We start from the raw sequence: 16,374 nt of genomic DNA on the forward strand, positions 1-16,374 counted from the left end.
TAATAATAACCTGTTTCATAATCGATAAAATTAACCAGTCCGATAGGCCCGATACCGGACTGGCTGAATTACTTATTCACAAGTTATTTACCTGTTTTCCACCGATAAACCATGCGGCCATTTTTTATATAACCTCTGGGCTCTTTAAATGTACGACTCTTCTTTTGCGAATAATATCTCTGATAATCTTTATGATTAGGGGATAATATTACTCCAATTTCTCTTATTTTATTGTTTTTGTATTTCTCGTAGAAAAATATCTCATTTTTAGGAAGATCTATATTTTCTAAATCTTCTTTTTCCCAACAAATATAAATTGGCTCAGAATTTGATTCGTTATATAGATAAATATACAATTTTATTATATCTTTATTTTGAGCCGATTCAGTAATATATTTGATGGAGGGGAGTAACTCATTATAGAGTTCTTCCATCGTCTTATCTTTATAACAATCTGAACGATCCAGGAAATTATAAATTATAAAAGATGTTGTATCCTTATTAAATTCTGGCAATGATTTGTAAGGCAAATCGCATTGGGCATTCGCCGTTGAGATACCCAGTATTATCATAATTATTAATGTTATTTTTTTCATGATTAAGAAAAGTAAAACCAGTCCGATAGGGCCGATACCGGACTGGATAGATAATTTATTTCAAATCCTCTAAATTTCCTGGAGGTAGAGGACCTCTTACTAATCGAAATTTAGGTTTACGTTTATTGGATTTTGATTTTTTAGTATTGTATGGCAAATCATCTTTCCCTATCGGGAGATATACCGCCTTAATCACTTTATCTTTATAATATTTAGAAGCATCATTCGACCATTTTCCATCTAAAGAAAAGTCAGGATTTTCTATTTCATTAAATAGAATCAAGACAACGTTTTTCTCTCCCCAATAAAGATATATACCTTCTTTTTTAGTATCATTTCGATTCATTTCCGAAATTACATAAGTGATAGGAACATTTATATCATTAAGAATGGTTTCCACTGTTTTATCTTTATAACAGTTTGCCCGTACTATAAAATTATAATCCTTAAATAATTCTATATCATTGTTAAAATCATTCAATGATTTGTACGGTAAATCGCATTGGGCTTTAATTTCTATAATCGTTAGAAATGTAATTAATATTAATAGTAATTTTTTCATGATTGATAAAACTATCCCCGAGTAGATACCCGCGGTACTATCTACTCAGGGAAGGTATAGGTTCTCTACCTGTTAATAACCTCTTCTATTAGTTTTTGTTGCCGGATAAATTCGTTTCTTTTTTCGGCACTTTTTACCTGCTCCAGATATTTTTCCTCTTTAGGAGCAAGTGCTTTTAATTTCTTTATCTTAGCGTTTTTGTATATATCGAGATAATCGGTATATGGCTTTTTACCATATATTATATCTGCTTCGTGTTGCAAATCGATATATACTTCATTTTCCCAATAAATATAAATAGTATTATCTGTTTTATTGTTATTTATCAGGCGTAAGGATTCATCATTTGTATTTACACCTATTTTAACACCAAGCGAATAATTTGTTATTCCGGCTTTGAGTATTGATTGCCCCCATTTAATAGGGAGCTGCATATCCTTTACCACATCATGCAGTGTCTTACCCTTATAACAATCGGCCCTGTTAATAAAGTTATGAACGAAAAACGCCGTTGTGTCATTATTAAATGCTTTCAAGTCTTTATAGGGTAGATTGCATTGCGCTTTCACAGATGTAATCCCTAATAGCATAATTGTTATTAATATTATCTTTTTCATAATTGATAAAAACTATCCCCGAGTAGATACCCGCGGTACTATCTACTCAGGGAAGGTATAGGTTCTCTACCTGTTAATAGACTCTTCTATTAGTTTCTGTCGCCGGATAAATTCGTTTCTTTTTTCGGCACTTTTTACCTGATTCAGATATTTTTCCTCTTTAGGAGCAAGTGCTTTTAGTTCCTTTATCTTAGCGTTTTTGTATATATCGAGATAATCGCTATAAGGCTTTTTATGATCGGTTATATCTGCCTCGTGTTGCAAATCAATATATACTTCATCTTCCCAATAAACAAAAAGATTATTCGCTACTCGACCTTGCTCTCTTAATATCAAACTTTCGTCGTTCGTATTCACTCCAATTATTACCCCAAGAGAATAATTGGTTATTCTACCTTTTATTATTGCATTACCTTTTTTTATCGGGAGTTGCATATCCTTCACCACATCATTCAGTGTTTTCCCTTTATAGCAGTCGGCTCTGTTGATAAAGTTATGGACAAAGAAAGCTGTTGTATCATTATTAAAAGATTTCAAATCTTTATAGGGCAAATTGCATTGTGCTTTAACTGAACTAACTGCTAATAGTATTATGGTTATTAATAGTAACTTTTTCATGATTAAGAAAAGTAAAACCAGTCCGGTAGGGCCGATACCGGACTGGATAGATAATTTATTTCAAATCCTCTAAATTTCCTGGAGGTAGAGGACCTCTTACTAATCGAAATTTAGGTTTCGGTTTATTGGATTTTGATTTTTTAGTATTGTATGGCAAATCATCTTTCCCTATCGGGACATATACGGCCTTAATTATTCTATTTTTGTAATACTTGGAAGCAGTTTCCGACCATTTTCCATCTAAAGAAAAATCTGGATTTTCTATTTCATTAAATAGAATCAAGACAACGTTTTTCTCTCCCCAATAGAGATATATTCCTTCTTTTTTAGTGTCATTTCGATTCATCTCCGAAATAACATAAGTGATAGGTGCATTTATATCATTAAGAATATTTTCTACCGTTTTATCTTTATAGCAATTTGCCCGTACTATAAAATTATAATCTTTAAATTGTTCTATATCATGGTTGAAATCACTCAATGATTTGTATGGCAGATCACATTGTGCTTTAACTGCTATTGAGCTAAGCAGAACTAATATAATTAATGTTATTCTTTTCATAATTAAGAAAAGTAAAACCAGCCCGATAGGCCTGATACCGGACTGGCTGAATTACTTATTTATTCTTTAACAGACCACCCCATCTCTTCTGGCAAAGGAGGCAAGCTCTTCTTTTTCACCTTAGCTTCTTCATCCTCCTTTTTGAGTCTTTCTTCTTCCATTTTACGATATTTGGCGTACTTTTCACCCTCTGGAATCGTTGTATATATATTCTTTATTTTGCAATTGTTATAAATATTGTAATAATTGAGATTATTATTCTTAATAGCATCAAAATCCTCTTCTGGATTTATAGGATATGCTTCTTCCCAATAAATATAAATTGTATTATTATGTTTATTGTTCCTTATTTTCTCAATACTCTCTTTATTAGAGAGAATACCAATCGAAATTCCATATGATATAGTTGGCCGTCTCTTGTTATAAGTAGACATTGCCCATTTTACAGGAAGATGTAAATCATTGCGTACTTCTTTTAATGTTTTACCCTTATAACATTCAGCTCTATCCATAAAATTGTATAACATAAATGCTGTTGTATCATTTTTAAATTCACTCAATGATTTGTAAGGTAAATTGCATTGTGCTTTAACTGAACTAACTGCTAATAGTATTATGGTTGTTAATAGTAACTTTTTCATAATCAAGGACATATAGTTGGTTTGTATTCATTTAAACTCTTTTCTGTTGTTTTGGTCTCTTTAAAAGAATTTTTTCCTTTTTCTTTTTTAGAAATCTTAAGACCACTATTATATTTATCCAATAAACGACTCATCGAGAATATACTGGCGTCACTTCCCGAAAAGCCTTGGCTTATTAAATCTTGCGTTATTCGAGCATATTCATCATTCAATGCTCGATCTTTAAATAAACCATCTGAATCTGTCGCAAATTTATCTCGAGTACTGGGGTTACTGGCTAAAGAAGGATCATTTACACATATTAAAATCTCTGTTCCAGTAGAAGTTATTATGATAGATCCCTTATAGACTCCTCCTTGTGCTTGACTCTTAATATAATCCTTTAGCAGCGAATAGATATCCCTTTCCGAAGGCCCGTCTTGCAGATACTTTCCTGTAAGGCCATATGCATTAGGATGAGTATGGATATCATATAAAGTGGTTTGATAATTAAATGGTATAGTAACGCTATACTGCTCTCCTCCAACAATATCCTTAATGACATATTGCCCATTAATATATTCAATTGTGGTTCCGTATTCCACTTTCTGATTTGATGCTTTTTCTTTCAAATTCTCTACAGTTTTTTGAGTTTTTTCATTTGCCTCCATTGCACTTTGCGCATTATTCGCATTCTGAGCTGCCTTTCCGGCACAGTCTTTCCGTTCCTCCGGCTCCTTGTCCTTCGGTTCAGGAGCATTCCATTTACCACCACTTCCCAGAGCTGGTAAAGAGATGTCGCCACCGCCTCCAAGGCCAAATTCAGGAAGGGTAGGAGCATCATCTGTCCAAAGGGAATAATCTCTACAAATCATTCGGTCATCAATTACCCCTAATTCATCCCCGGCTACTCCACCAAGAGCAAGCTGATTGTGGCAAATTTCGATAAGAACAAAAGATTTCGTTCTATTTCCGCCGAACTCCTCCACATGCGTACCGTAGGTGATTTTCCCCTTCTCATATATCCATCCATTGACGAATTCGCCTGCACAGTTGAAATAGACAACCTCACCATCCAAGTCACTCTCCCGCGAAAGATACTTGTTCGTTTCCAAGGCATCACCCACACGTTGCATATACTCCAGCGTCGGCATCACCACCATGATAAAAGCATACGTTTCGCCCGTCTCCCTGTTTCGCATCACCACATGGCGGTGTACCTGCTTCACCTGTTGATACGCCTTGTTGTCAATTGCATGATTTAATACCTCCTCCTGCATAAAGAGGACACGGATGTCCGAAGAAGATTCCAGTGGGCTTTCCACTGTGTACCATGCCGAGTTCTCCGAAAGCTCGGCCTCATTCCATTGCGGGATTAAAGTAATCCCGTCATCGTCGCCTGCATCCGAAGATGCTTTCGTCTTTGCCGCCGAACCGAAATGCTGGTTGTACCACTTTTGTGCATTTTCAATTGTTAAGGCTTCCACCGGCTGTTGAGGCTCGGTTGCTACCTCCTCTTTCGTACAGGCATACACCAGTACCGAGAAAAGCAGAACTCCTGCCATTAGCCCCGAATAAAGTTTGATTTTGTTCTTCATTAGCTGTTTGTTTATTAAGTACTGTAATTTCTTTGGGTTCATTTGAGGGCCCTCTATGAACTTGTTGTAAATATAAACTTTACAATTCAACCTACCAAGAAATGCACAATGGTTTTTTTCGATTTTAACAATTAGAGTGCCACGAAATAGAGGAATGATCTTTTCGTGCTAAGCGAAGTATTTCGACACACTATCGGAATGACAATCTACTCGTCTACTTCTCTTATATAGATAAAATTATAAGAAGACTGTTATTATGGCTTCAGGTATTTCAATATACAAGCAGCATTCATCTCGGTCAGCCCTTTCGATGCCAAATCCTCGAAGCAAGAAGAAAGCGTATCGGCAGCTTTCTGTACGGCTGCAAGCATATCCTTCCCTCTGGCTAATTGCGAAGCCAATATAGCAGTATATAAATCGCCTGCTCCTGTCACAGTCACGGCTATTCGGCGGGAGTGGATGCGGTCTATTTTCCCGTTTCTTACCACGAGCGATTCGATAATACCCTCCGGTGTATCTTCCAGCAGGCAGCCTGTGATAATAAACGTTTTATCGGAAAAGGCGGGAGAATGGGCAACCAAAGCGGTCACTTCTTCAATCGACCGAATCTTTTTCCCGAGCATATGTTCCAGCTCGAATTGGTTAGGCGTAAGTACGTCGCACAAAGGAATAAGCTCCGACTGAATCTTACCTGCCACTGTTTCGGGGACATACATACCCTGATCGAAATCACCCATTACCGGGTCGCAGATATATAGCTTGTCGGGATATTGCTTTTTTATCCTCCTGACGAAATCGAGCGTCGAACCGAGTATATCATCCGTACCGATATATCCCGTAACCACACATGCTGTGGTGTCTAAAACATGTATTGCTTCGATGCCTTTTATCAGTTCGTCAAAAGAGGCTTTGTCCGTGGCTCGCCCATAGATCGGCTTATGTCCCGTGTGAGTTGCCAGCAGGACGGTAGGCAGCGAAATAACGTCTAATCCGTGCAGCTGGATAGCTAATTCTGCTACGTTGTTGCCTACGTAGCCGTATGCCAGCCTGCTCTGGATAGATAATATCTTGTCATTTTTCATCAGTGGTTGTTTTTTTTTGAGCTTTGTACAGTTTTAATAACACGCGAACAACGAAAAAGTTAAAAGAGAAGGGGATTGCCTTGTAGGCATTATTTCTTCTTTTTTTCGTCCTGCTCCTTCTTATAAGCCCGCGGCAGGGCGATAGACGTGTATAATATGAAGAGCGCTCCTATCAGCAGCGTAATAACCCATTCGTGCCGTCCGACAAACATCAGGTACGAAGAGGCGACCATAAACAGCACGCCGAATACCTGAATGTTATACAGTCGTTTCCCCTGGATACTTTTGCCCGGATACTTTCCTGTGAAAACAGTGCCGGCATATCCGATAACGCCTGCAATGATAAGGTATCTGGCTATATCGAACGAAAAAGAATATAGTATTGCCGAAAATAAAATCAACAATGCCGATACCTGAAAAATAATATTACGGATTTGAGGGGAAAGGTTCATATGTTATTTATTCGACAATGAAAATGTCTTCGTCCGGCTTCTTCATCATAAAGTTTTCGCGCGCGAATTTTTCTATGTCTTCTTTATTTGAGTTCAACTGTTGGAGGCGTTCTTTATCCTTTTCGGCCTGTTCGCGGTAATACTCGATTTGGTTGTTCAGGTCGTGAATTTCTATATCGTAATTCAACCGCGTAAAGATATTGCTATCGCTTACGAAAAAGGCAAAAACAATAAGGACAACGATTGCCAGTAACTGCAATTTCGAAAAATATTGCGTAAGATAGCGACCTATTGCTTTAACAAATTTCATCTGCCCTGTCTGTTAGATAAACACTACTTTCGTTGCAAAGATAAAGAATTGTGATTAGCATGCCATATTATATCTGTTATATTTTTGTTGCATAAGAAAAAAGCAACCCTTCCGGACTGCTTTCTTCTGTCTGACTTTATCTTACGGATTTATCGGAGTATATCTTGCACCTGCACATTCGTCCATTCGGCATTCACTTTATCCCAGTAGTAGTTAACGACCTGTGTCAGCTGGTTCTGGTTGTTATATTTATATTCCGTCCTGTTCGACACAATCCATTTACCACTTTCGCTATCCAGATGATAGACTATTTTGGCTGTGCGATTGCCTGTGTTGTTATCTGTGTAAACGATTCTCATAGTAGATGTCGAATCCTGTTCGTTATTGATTATATATTCTTTCGACATGCTACGCTTCGATAGTAGTTCCACTCCCAGATTTACATCTTCGGGTTTTACGTTGTTCGCTGATAAATTCACAGATACCAAGCTCATCAATGCTGCTAATATTATTACCGTTGTTTTCATAGCGTTTCGTTTTTATAGTTGTTATTTTTTTCTTAACTGCTCTCATTATATATGAGTACAAAAGGGGGCGAAATATTACAACGAAACGCAACTTTTTTTATTTTTTTTTGTGTTAAAAATTGAAATCCCTTTGTGGGAAAGGATTTCGGATGGGGTGAAAAATTACGATTTTGACTTGAAAAGATATTTCAGTGACCATAAAGCATTGTATAACTGCCGGAAACGCAGTCGGTGGAGGTAATGGAACTTGCTCGGATAATGCATGTCGCGCATCGCCCAGATAGGATAATCGGTGAGTAAGTCCCAATTCTGTCCTATAGGGAATAGCTCATTGGTAGAGACTTCAGCAATCTTATGTTTTTTTGCTAATATTGAATAGAGGCTCTGGTCGTGGCGGTTTTCGACAAAGCCTTCGAGGTTTGGTGAGCGTGAAGGTTGGTCTGTGATAAGCGAAGTATCAGCATAGATAGCATCCAGCCATTCTTTAAAGAAGAGTACCGACTGCGGATTTTTACGAATAAAAATAATCCCTGCTTCAAACTGGGTCGTTTGTGTATAGGATTCATCATTTCGTACGCCGAAATAGTCGAGGATGTCCCCTTTAGTAAACTGATACTCATAATACGTATTCTCCGGCATGCCATTGTAGCTCTTTTCGTAGCTGCGGAATCCTAAGATGCCAATCGGCGATTTTTCTACCATATCATAGTATTCCATCATGCGTTTGCGTCCATTCGGATTGAAAAAACAGCCCAAATCGGTATATAGGAGGATGTCGCCTTCTTCGAGCAACTCCAATGCCTTCAATATCAGATAAGGTTTCCATGACCAATAGCCGAAACCGCGGGAATAAGGGTAGAGATGACGGCCATACTTTGCCCTGAAATCTTTTCCCAGATCCTTTTGGGAGTAGAAAATAATTTCGTCGAATACGTCCATGCTCTCCGCTTGTTCTTTGAAGCGGGGGAACCCTCTCGTAATAAAATGATTGGCGAATGTACAGAGTACTTTTTTCATATCGATATTTGTATAATATGCAAAAATAGGGTATTTCGACCGAAATACCCTATTTCTTCTATAGAGAAATCTTTTTTGATTACTGTTTCACCTCTACCCAGCGTCCTGTAGTGCGTCCTTGCAAGTCGGGGCTATACATCGCCTCACATCCCACGGCAGGCAGGTAGAAGCGTCCGCAATAGGCCGCCTGCAAACGTATAGTCACCGTATTCGAATAATTCGTACCGAGGTTCAGATAAGTCATCACACGGTCGTCGCGCACATCCTGATAGTTGTATCGGCTATCGGCTTCCGCCTCTTCGTCATACATGCGATTGTTGAAAATCTCCCATCCCGACGGGAATATCTGCGTCAGCGCCAAGTCTGTCAGGTATTGCCCCGAAGAGTTTTGCAGCGTAACCTTTGCATAGAACTCCGTTCCTTGCTTCAATGATGTGACGTCGATAGCATGCCCGTCCTCATCGGTATACTTCACCGACAGGTTGATGCCGTTGCTGATGGCCGGATTCTTATCTTCGAGCGGTTGTGTCTTACCTATCAGGCGTACATACAACTCGCCATCGCCATTGTTGCGGAACTTGACATCGACTTTTTTCGTCGGTTTGATGTCTATCACCTGGAAGACACGTCCCTGCTGTCCGTTCTTTTGCGTAACGCCATTCAAATCCCATTCGTACGAAACCAATCCCTGTCCCATCTTCTCTGCCAGTTTCGACATCGCTACCAGCGCATAAGCCGACGATTGCGTCGAACTGTAGTAACGTCCGTTCAGGCCTTCGGCCACTTTATGAGACAATTGCAAGGCTTTATCCGTTTTGCCCATCAACAGGTAGGTCTCCATAATCATCGCCATATCGCGCGTTGAAGAGCCGTAAGTGTCGTTGTTGAATGAGTATTTGCCGACAATATCGCTTGCTCCCGATATTACCTGGTTGGCAGCATCTGTTTTGCCGGCTATCATATAGGCGGCAGCCAGACGCCAGCGGGCTTGCGAAGAAATATTATTCATCTCTTTTAGGCGGTTCATTGCTCCCAATTCGGCATCACCTGCCAACGCCAAGGTGTATAGGCGGTAGGCTTGTTGCAAGTCACTCATACTGTTGGAGTAGTAAGTGCTGTACATGCTGTTGTTGTTCCACTGTAGAGCACCTTTCTTCTGGAATGATTTCCATTTGCTCAGTACCGACGAAGGTACATTATACCCTGCGCGTTGCGCTTCGATGAGGAAGTGTCCGGCATACGTCGTCACCCATTCCGTAGGATAACGGTCGCCCGGCCAGTAAGCGATACCTCCGTCCGAGAGTTGGCGGGCTGATATAATGCGGATTCCTTCTTTGATGTTGTAATCCATTTTCTGTTTCTGCGCAGCGCTCAACTCCATGAAGTTGCTGATATACAGCAGCGGGAACACGCGCGAAGTAACCTGTTCGGAGCATCCGTGCGGATAATCGAGCAGATAATCGAGGTTCTTGTTGAGGTTGATTCCCGGCATGCGCGATACCTCCATGCGTACCCAGTCGCCATCTTTCAGGTCGTCCATTTTGAGGCTTAACGAGGCTTCTTTTCCTGCCGAAACCAATTGGTCTGAAGTCAGTACCACATACGGGTTCGGGTTGCGGATTTCGATGTCTATCGTTTCGGTAGCCGTTTCGCCGGCTCCCGAGGCCGTAATCGTCACTTTCTCTACGCCTGTTTTGTTGGCAACTTTCATTTTGAAGTAAACCATCTGGTCGCCTTGCTTGGTGAACGATACCGATTTCGACGTTCCGTCGGTAAATTGGAATAAGCCTTCGGACTTCACACTCACCGAGACGTTCTTTATCTTATCATCCATCGCAAATACATTCACAGGCAACAGGATTTCTTCGCCTGGTCCTGCCACACGCGGAAGGGTAGACAGCACCATCAGTGGATTTTTCACCTGTACGGTTTTGTCCGCACTTCCATAAGCTGCATCGCCATTACCGGCAACGACCATCACACGGACAGAGCCGAAGTATTGCGGAAGCGTAATCTTATGTTTCTTCGTCTGACCGCCTTTCAGTGTGAAAGGGCCTAAATATTTCACTACCGGTTTGAAACGATTGACATTGTTAGCTTTATTAGTACCACCTTCTTTCTCAGCCTCGTCTTCGTCGCCCCCACCAATACTCAATAGTGGGCCGAATTTACCTGTCTTGGCATCTACTACCATGTTGTACAAATCCCATGTGCGCACGCCTAAAGCCTGACGGGCATAGAATTCTTTCCAGGCATTCGGTGTTTTGAATGAAGTGAGGTCGAGCAGCCCGTCGTCTACGATAGCCAGCGTATAGGTCATGTCCTTCTTGTTCTTTTCGGTAATGGATACCGTAAATTCTTCTTCGGGACGGACTACATCCGGCATATTGATAACAGGCTCGAGTTTCGTATTCTGGTTCTCCACGTTGATATTCAGTACCCCGTACATGCGGATAGGCGATTCGTTCGACGTCTGCGAGTGCGGCTGCAAGAGGCTCGCCCAAACATAGAAGTTAGGAGCCATCTCGTCCGTCACGGCGAAGGTATGCTTGGTATCTTCGTTGGCGCTTGTTTTCACCCATGTGCGGGAGATAACGCGCGAACCGTCTTCTATCGTAATCAGGGCGCGTCCGTTCGAGCTTTTCGGCAGGATAACGGTCGCCTTTTCACCTACGGCATATTTGTTCTTGTCCGTCGAGAACGAGAGCATGGTTGTTCCCATCGCATCCTGCTTGTTGCTGCGTCCGCGATAAGCAGGCCAGTCGACATAAACAATCTTTCCGGCGGTATGTCCGCTTTCTTCATCGGATGCCAGAATCAGGTAGCGTCCCCACTCAGGATAATCGATGCGGAATTTAACCTTTCCTTTTCCTCCCGATGTGGAGATAGTTTCATCCATCAACACTTCTGCCGATGTGCTGTTGATGTAAGACGAAATAGACGAATAGCTTTGGCTCCACCACCACGACCAGCGCAGCTTGTAGACTTTCACATTGATGCCTGCGCGGTTGACAGGCTTGCCTTTAGCATCTACGGTCAATATATCGACAATGTTGTCGGTGTCGGTTTCGAGCCAGTCGTATGTGTTTTCGTTCGGCGTTTTGATACCTACATAAGACTCGAAAGGGGAATACGGCACAACTTGCGTATTGATACTTGCATCACCACCCGATTCGTAAACGCGCGAAATGATATTCGCCTGCAACATTCCCGGAGCATTCTCGGCACTCGGAAGGCTGGCTTCTACCTGATTTTCGCCGTTTTCATCGAGCATTTGGTCGAATAATTGATAGGTATCGGAGTAGAAATTAGACGCCGGATTGTCGAACGTATATTTCGGATAAGCGCTAAACGGATTCGACATTTTTGTCAGGCGCATTTCGACTGTCGCTCTCAGATAGCTTGCCGGAGCACCGTGCAGCCATTGAGATGATATTTTGGCTTTGAGTTTTCCTTCGGAGGCATCTATCATATCGCCTGCATCTAAGCGTACTTTCAGCCGGTTCGGTTTCACTGTTTCGATGCGGAGGGATTGGTCGAATGTCGCGCCTCCTACTTTGACCTGTGCGCGCCAGTAACCTGTTATCGCATCGGGTTCGGTAGCCATGCGGAAAGCGTAGAATCCGTTTTGTCCGCTGGCTGCAAGGTAGCGCTGATACAATTGCCCGCGAGGGGTGTATAGGTCGAGCGAAACAGGATGTACGGCCGGCAACATCTTATTCTTGTCTTCCAGAACGAAAGTGACAAAAATAGAATCGCCCGGACGCCAGACGCCACGCTCGCCATAGATGTATCCTTTCAGTCCTTTTTGTATTTCCTTTCCGCTGACATCGAAATTACTCAACGAGAGCGAAAGCCCCGATGTTACTTTCAGGTAGCCTTTGTCTTTCCCTTTCGATGCAATGACGGCAAACGGTACACCGCCTTCGTACGAAACGTCGGCAAAGCCTTCTTTATTGGTACTTCCTGTCCCGATGCGCTGCATCTGGTAGTTATATACGTCTATCGTTGCACCCGAAATAGGTTCGGTGTTGACTAAATTAGTCAGGGCAACCATTAGTTTTTTGTTTCCTCCCAGTTTGGCCGTGATACCCATGTTAGAACCCATGACAACACAGCTTTCCTTCCTGTTCATATAGTAGGTAGGCTTGCAAGGATTATCCCTGTCCGACCAGTTGTATTCACTCCAGTCGACATCATAGTCGTCATAATAGTAATACCCCGGCGTGTCGAATTGCGACATATCTTCGTCGGTAACAGTATCGAATCTTTCCAAGGCCGATTCTGTCGGTTTTTCGGGAACAACGCCATCGCACGGATAAAGCGAATACTCCTGCCTCATCGAAAACTCGAGGCGGTAGATTGCTCCCGGATCGCGCTTGATCATCGAAGACAGGTCGAGCGAGAAGGTATTCCATTCCTCTAATCTTACAGTCGGATCGGTATCGAGGCGGAGGCGCTTTTTAAGGATTAATCGCCCGAAGCGTCTCAATTGGCTGTCGCCACCTAAGTTGTTGCTTTGCAGATAGCCGAGTATATTGCTTTCGAATATCTTAATCACTTTCACGTCTACTGCCCAAAGGTTGACAGCCTGTATCGGTATTATCAGCCTTCCCGTATCGGGCAGGATATTGCCCGAACTCGGCAGCTTTATCTGTGGGTTGTTCTGTTCGAATTGCAGCGCATATGTATAGTCGTTGTCGAGCGTTCTTCCATTGATGCTCTTCAGTTGCTTATGCAATGTAAGGCTTACATTGTTGCGGCGCGAATAGGTATCGAGGTAAAGAATCAATACATTGCTTTGAATCTCATAGGAGAAGTTTTTGACTCCTGCTATCTTCACCAGCCCTTCGATATTCTGTTTACTCGAAAGCGGATCGCTGAATGTGATATGGATAGACTCTTTCGGGTCGTATCCTGTGGACACATCCACCACTTTCAGATCACTCGCGCTCAACGATGGAATGGCTATTTTATAGGTTTTATCTTCAGTTTTGGCATTGATGGCTTTCCCTGAAACGGTAAGCGTATATTCTGTATCGGTATTGGTACGGAGCAAACTGTCGATAATGATGTTGTACCGTGTAGGGGTGATGGTCGGCGAAACCTGTATGCGGGCTTTTTTGTCCGACAGAGAGAACATTTTCTGTATATCTTCCGGTTTCGCATCGTCCGATAAAGTCAATGTTCCTCGCACGCTATTCCATGCGAGATCGTTGTTTTTCATCGGTGAATAGGGCGATAAATCGAAATCGAAGCTTTGCTCGGGTATCTGAAAATTGAAGTAAAATTCCTTGAAATCACTTTCCACATCTAACACTTTGTCCAGTTTGAAGATCACATCATATTGCGTTCCTGCTTTCAACTCTCCGGGTTCGGGAACGAATTTGATGGTGCGCGTACTTTCCCAGTAAGCTTTTCCTTTGACCGAAGGGCTGAGTTTGAACAAATCCTTGTCGACTTCTTTGCCTATCTCTACGGCAGGCACATCTTGTGTGAGTTCGACAATGACAGGCGAAGAAGAGGTAATGTTTCCATACGTGAATCCTGCGATGTAGCGAGAGAATTCAGGATTGATTTCGTGGTTATTTTTTGTTTTGCACCCGCCAAATGCAAATACGAAGAAAATAACCGCAGCAACGGCAAGCAAAGCGGTGATCTTTTTGTTCATTAGAATAAGTTCTGAAAGTGTTTGGTGATATTTATTGTGTATTTTACTATCTCTACAAATATAACTTTTTCTTTCGGAGATTTCTATCAAAAATTTATCAATTATTCAGGATAATTTGCAGAAAACAGGCGATTTAATATTTTTTATAAAAAAGCCGCTTCGGAAGAATCATGAATCCGGATAATTAATGATTTTGTATATTTGTAGAAACAGTAAAAATGCAGTGCGGATTTATAGGCAAAAACAATAAAAGGTAAGACCTGAAGCAACAAAAAATGATTAGGATTGTTACTTCATAATAGGACTATAGAAACACTGTTATCATATACGAAATGAACATATTCAAGAAACTGCGGAAGGCGTACAAAACGAGGAATACGAAACAGAAGTCAGGGGCTTTTGAGTTGCTCAAATATATCGGGCCGGGATTGCTGGTTACGGTCGGATTTATCGATCCGGGTAACTGGGCGTCTAACTTTGCTGCCGGTTCGGAGTTCGGATATACGCTTTTGTGGGTTGTTACCCTTTCCACCATTATGCTTATTATCTTGCAGCACAATGTGGCGCACTTAGGCATTGCTACGGGATTGTGTCTGTCGGAAGCAATAACCAGGTACCTGCCCAAGACCGGATCGAAGGTTGTTCTTTGGTCGGCTATCGGGGCATCTATTTCGACATCCCTCGCCGAAATACTCGGGGGAGCCATCGCCTTGGAGATGCTTTTCGGTATCCCTATCAAGATAGGCGCTATTCTCGTTACCATCTTCGTCTTTGTGATGATGTTCTCGAACTCCTACAAGAAGATAGAGCGCTATATTATTGCATTCGTTTCGCTGATAGGATTGTCGTTCATCTACGAGCTATTCCTGATAGATATAGAGTGGGGTGCTGCCGTTAAAGCTTGGGTGACGCCTTCTATCCCTCAAGGTAGTATGTTGCTTATCATGAGTGTGCTCGGTGCAGTTGTGATGCCTCACAACCTCTTTCTGCATTCCGAAGTTATCCAGAGCCGCCAATGGAATCTGGAGGACGAAAAGGTGATGGAGAAGCAGATGAAGTATGAGTTTTTCGATACTTTCTTCTCTATGCTTATCGGGTGGGCAATCAATAGCGCGATGATTCTTCTGGCTGCTGCCACTTTCTTCAAGCAAGGAGTTCATGTGGATGATCTGCAACAGGCTAAATCGTTGCTCGATCCGTTACTCGGGACGAATGCAGGAGTGGTATTTGCTTTGGCTTTATTGTTTGCCGGCATCTCGTCGACTATGACATCGGGTATTGCTGCCGGATCGATATTCGCAGGGATGTACAACGAGCCGTATAATATCAAGGATATTCATTCCCGCACAGGCGTCGCTATCTCTTTGGGTGTTGCGTTGCTTATCATCTTTGTCATCGACAATCCGTTTATGGGGCTTATTATATCGCAGGCCATACTGAGTATGCAGCTGCCTGTCACGGTCTTTGTTCAGGTTCGCCTCACTTCATCCGAAAAAGTGATGGGTAAGTATGCCAACCGCCCATTTACCAAATGGATGCTGTATATTATTGCGGCTATCGTGACTTTCCTGAACATCCTGCTGTTGGCAAGCTTCGTCACAGGTAATTGATAAAAACAATCAAGGCTGTCTCATGCATATGTGAAACAGCCTTGTATGTTATAGTAAGCTAAGTGATTAGCGGTTCTGAGCCAAAAGATTTGATGCTTCATGATGAAATACTGTTGTATTGATTACTTGAAGGAGTTTGCTGTATTGTTCTTTTGATAATACTACTTTCGAGTTAGCAAGCGTAAAGTTCATAGCCTTTGTTGCTGCCTCTTCTTCTGATGCACCACCTTTGATAGCTTCTTTGTATCGTTTGTCTGCAAGGTTGAATACATATTTCAAGTCCTGAGACTGATCAGAGTCAACTGACAGATAACGTGCTACGCGATTAAATGTTTTTTTGTCGTTCAGTTTTTCGACAACTACGCCTTGACCGGCAAATGATTTAGCGGCAAAAGCCACAACACATAATGTAAGTACTAATAAACGTTTCATAACCAATTTGTTTTTAATTAAACAATCTTTATTTATAACCTTTAACCTAATAAAAAAAGACAGAGAATCCCTATGTGGTTTCATGGTATTCTCTGCTCTT

15 protein-coding genes are annotated in these 16,374 nt (G+C 41.7%); 1 reads left to right on the plus strand and 14 read right to left on the minus strand.

The features are described from left to right. Window positions 1-83 precede the first annotated feature (83 nt). The 13 genes from D0T66_RS12635 to D0T66_RS12695 form a co-directional block, all read right to left on the minus strand. Window positions 84-596 carry a hypothetical protein gene (locus tag D0T66_RS12635; RefSeq protein WP_163357666.1) on the minus strand — a complete coding sequence of 171 codons (513 nt, stop codon included), beginning with the start codon at window positions 594-596 and terminating at the stop codon, window positions 84-86. A gap of 55 nt (window positions 597-651) precedes the next feature. Next, complete coding sequence (locus tag D0T66_RS12640; protein ID WP_163357667.1) at window positions 652-1,158, minus strand: hypothetical protein; 507 nt, start codon at window positions 1,156-1,158, stop codon at window positions 652-654. Window positions 1,159-1,223: 65 nt separating this feature from the next. Then, window positions 1,224-1,775: a hypothetical protein gene (locus D0T66_RS12645; protein WP_163357668.1), complete on the minus strand. Its 552-nt coding sequence runs from the start codon at window positions 1,773-1,775 to the stop codon at window positions 1,224-1,226. A gap of 66 nt (window positions 1,776-1,841) precedes the next feature. Beyond that, window positions 1,842-2,393, minus strand: coding sequence for a hypothetical protein (locus tag D0T66_RS12650; protein ID WP_163357669.1), 552 nt, complete (start codon window positions 2,391-2,393; stop codon window positions 1,842-1,844). Between the two features lie 55 nt (window positions 2,394-2,448). Continuing rightward, complete coding sequence (locus D0T66_RS12655; RefSeq protein ID WP_163357670.1) at window positions 2,449-2,955, minus strand: hypothetical protein; 507 nt, start codon at window positions 2,953-2,955, stop codon at window positions 2,449-2,451. 59 nt (window positions 2,956-3,014) lie between these two features. After that, window positions 3,015-3,596: a hypothetical protein gene (locus tag D0T66_RS12660; RefSeq protein WP_163357671.1), complete on the minus strand. Its 582-nt coding sequence runs from the start codon at window positions 3,594-3,596 to the stop codon at window positions 3,015-3,017. A 2-nt stretch (window positions 3,597-3,598) separates the two neighbouring features. Then, window positions 3,599-5,173 (minus strand): hypothetical protein, encoded by a 1,575-nt coding sequence (locus tag D0T66_RS12665; protein ID WP_163357672.1) that lies wholly within the window; start codon window positions 5,171-5,173, stop codon window positions 3,599-3,601. A gap of 254 nt (window positions 5,174-5,427) precedes the next feature. After that, complete coding sequence (gene pdxY / locus D0T66_RS12670) at window positions 5,428-6,255, minus strand: pyridoxal kinase (RefSeq protein WP_163357673.1); 828 nt, start codon at window positions 6,253-6,255, stop codon at window positions 5,428-5,430. 89 nt (window positions 6,256-6,344) lie between these two features. After that, window positions 6,345-6,707 carry a hypothetical protein gene (locus D0T66_RS12675; RefSeq protein ID WP_163357674.1) on the minus strand — a complete coding sequence of 121 codons (363 nt, stop codon included), beginning with the start codon at window positions 6,705-6,707 and terminating at the stop codon, window positions 6,345-6,347. Window positions 6,708-6,714: 7 nt separating this feature from the next. Beyond that, window positions 6,715-7,017 (minus strand): septum formation initiator family protein, encoded by a 303-nt coding sequence (locus tag D0T66_RS12680; RefSeq protein ID WP_163357675.1) that lies wholly within the window; start codon window positions 7,015-7,017, stop codon window positions 6,715-6,717. A gap of 149 nt (window positions 7,018-7,166) precedes the next feature. Next, window positions 7,167-7,544 carry a hypothetical protein gene (locus D0T66_RS12685; RefSeq protein ID WP_163357676.1) on the minus strand — a complete coding sequence of 126 codons (378 nt, stop codon included), beginning with the start codon at window positions 7,542-7,544 and terminating at the stop codon, window positions 7,167-7,169. Window positions 7,545-7,706: 162 nt separating this feature from the next. Then, window positions 7,707-8,561 carry a hypothetical protein gene (locus tag D0T66_RS12690; protein WP_163357677.1) on the minus strand — a complete coding sequence of 285 codons (855 nt, stop codon included), beginning with the start codon at window positions 8,559-8,561 and terminating at the stop codon, window positions 7,707-7,709. Between the two features lie 79 nt (window positions 8,562-8,640). Continuing rightward, a complete protein-coding gene (locus tag D0T66_RS12695) occupies window positions 8,641-14,232 on the minus strand; it encodes an alpha-2-macroglobulin (protein ID WP_163357678.1) in 5,592 nt (1,863 codons plus the stop codon). A gap of 332 nt (window positions 14,233-14,564) precedes the next feature. Here D0T66_RS12695 and D0T66_RS12700 point away from each other — a divergent pair, with 332 nt between their 5' ends. Then, window positions 14,565-15,842: an Nramp family divalent metal transporter gene (locus tag D0T66_RS12700; protein ID WP_163357679.1), complete on the plus strand. Its 1,278-nt coding sequence runs from the start codon at window positions 14,565-14,567 to the stop codon at window positions 15,840-15,842. Between the two features lie 66 nt (window positions 15,843-15,908). On the opposite strand, the gene D0T66_RS12705 is transcribed toward D0T66_RS12700, so the two are convergent. Then, on the minus strand, window positions 15,909-16,274 hold the full coding sequence (locus D0T66_RS12705) for a hypothetical protein (RefSeq protein ID WP_163357680.1): 366 nt from the start codon (window positions 16,272-16,274) through the stop codon (window positions 15,909-15,911). Window positions 16,275-16,374: the final 100 nt, after the last annotated feature.

The organism is Dysgonomonas sp. 25, assembly GCF_010501075.1.
Taxonomy (GTDB): domain Bacteria; phylum Bacteroidota; class Bacteroidia; order Bacteroidales; family Dysgonomonadaceae; genus Dysgonomonas.

Coding starts and splice junctions, on each gene's coding strand:
- D0T66_RS12675 (WP_163357674.1), bottom strand. CDS start 6,707: ATGAACCTTTCCCCTCAAATCCGTAATATTATTTTTCAGGTATCGGCA.
- D0T66_RS12660 (WP_163357671.1), bottom strand. CDS start 3,596: ATGAAAAAGTTACTATTAACAACCATAATACTATTAGCAGTTAGTTCA.
- D0T66_RS12690 (WP_163357677.1), bottom strand. CDS start 8,561: ATGAAAAAAGTACTCTGTACATTCGCCAATCATTTTATTACGAGAGGG.
- D0T66_RS12655 (WP_163357670.1), bottom strand. CDS start 2,955: ATGAAAAGAATAACATTAATTATATTAGTTCTGCTTAGCTCAATAGCA.
- D0T66_RS12700 (WP_163357679.1), top strand. CDS start 14,565: ATGAACATATTCAAGAAACTGCGGAAGGCGTACAAAACGAGGAATACG.
- D0T66_RS12695 (WP_163357678.1), bottom strand. CDS start 14,232: ATGAACAAAAAGATCACCGCTTTGCTTGCCGTTGCTGCGGTTATTTTC.
- D0T66_RS12635 (WP_163357666.1), bottom strand. CDS start 596: ATGAAAAAAATAACATTAATAATTATGATAATACTGGGTATCTCAACG.
- D0T66_RS12640 (WP_163357667.1), bottom strand. CDS start 1,158: ATGAAAAAATTACTATTAATATTAATTACATTTCTAACGATTATAGAA.
- D0T66_RS12665 (WP_163357672.1), bottom strand. CDS start 5,173: ATGAAGAACAAAATCAAACTTTATTCGGGGCTAATGGCAGGAGTTCTG.
- D0T66_RS12705 (WP_163357680.1), bottom strand. CDS start 16,274: ATGAAACGTTTATTAGTACTTACATTATGTGTTGTGGCTTTTGCCGCT.
- pdxY (WP_163357673.1), bottom strand. CDS start 6,255: ATGAAAAATGACAAGATATTATCTATCCAGAGCAGGCTGGCATACGGC.
- D0T66_RS12645 (WP_163357668.1), bottom strand. CDS start 1,775: ATGAAAAAGATAATATTAATAACAATTATGCTATTAGGGATTACATCT.
- D0T66_RS12680 (WP_163357675.1), bottom strand. CDS start 7,017: ATGAAATTTGTTAAAGCAATAGGTCGCTATCTTACGCAATATTTTTCG.
- D0T66_RS12650 (WP_163357669.1), bottom strand. CDS start 2,393: ATGAAAAAGTTACTATTAATAACCATAATACTATTAGCAGTTAGTTCA.
- D0T66_RS12685 (WP_163357676.1), bottom strand. CDS start 7,544: ATGAAAACAACGGTAATAATATTAGCAGCATTGATGAGCTTGGTATCT.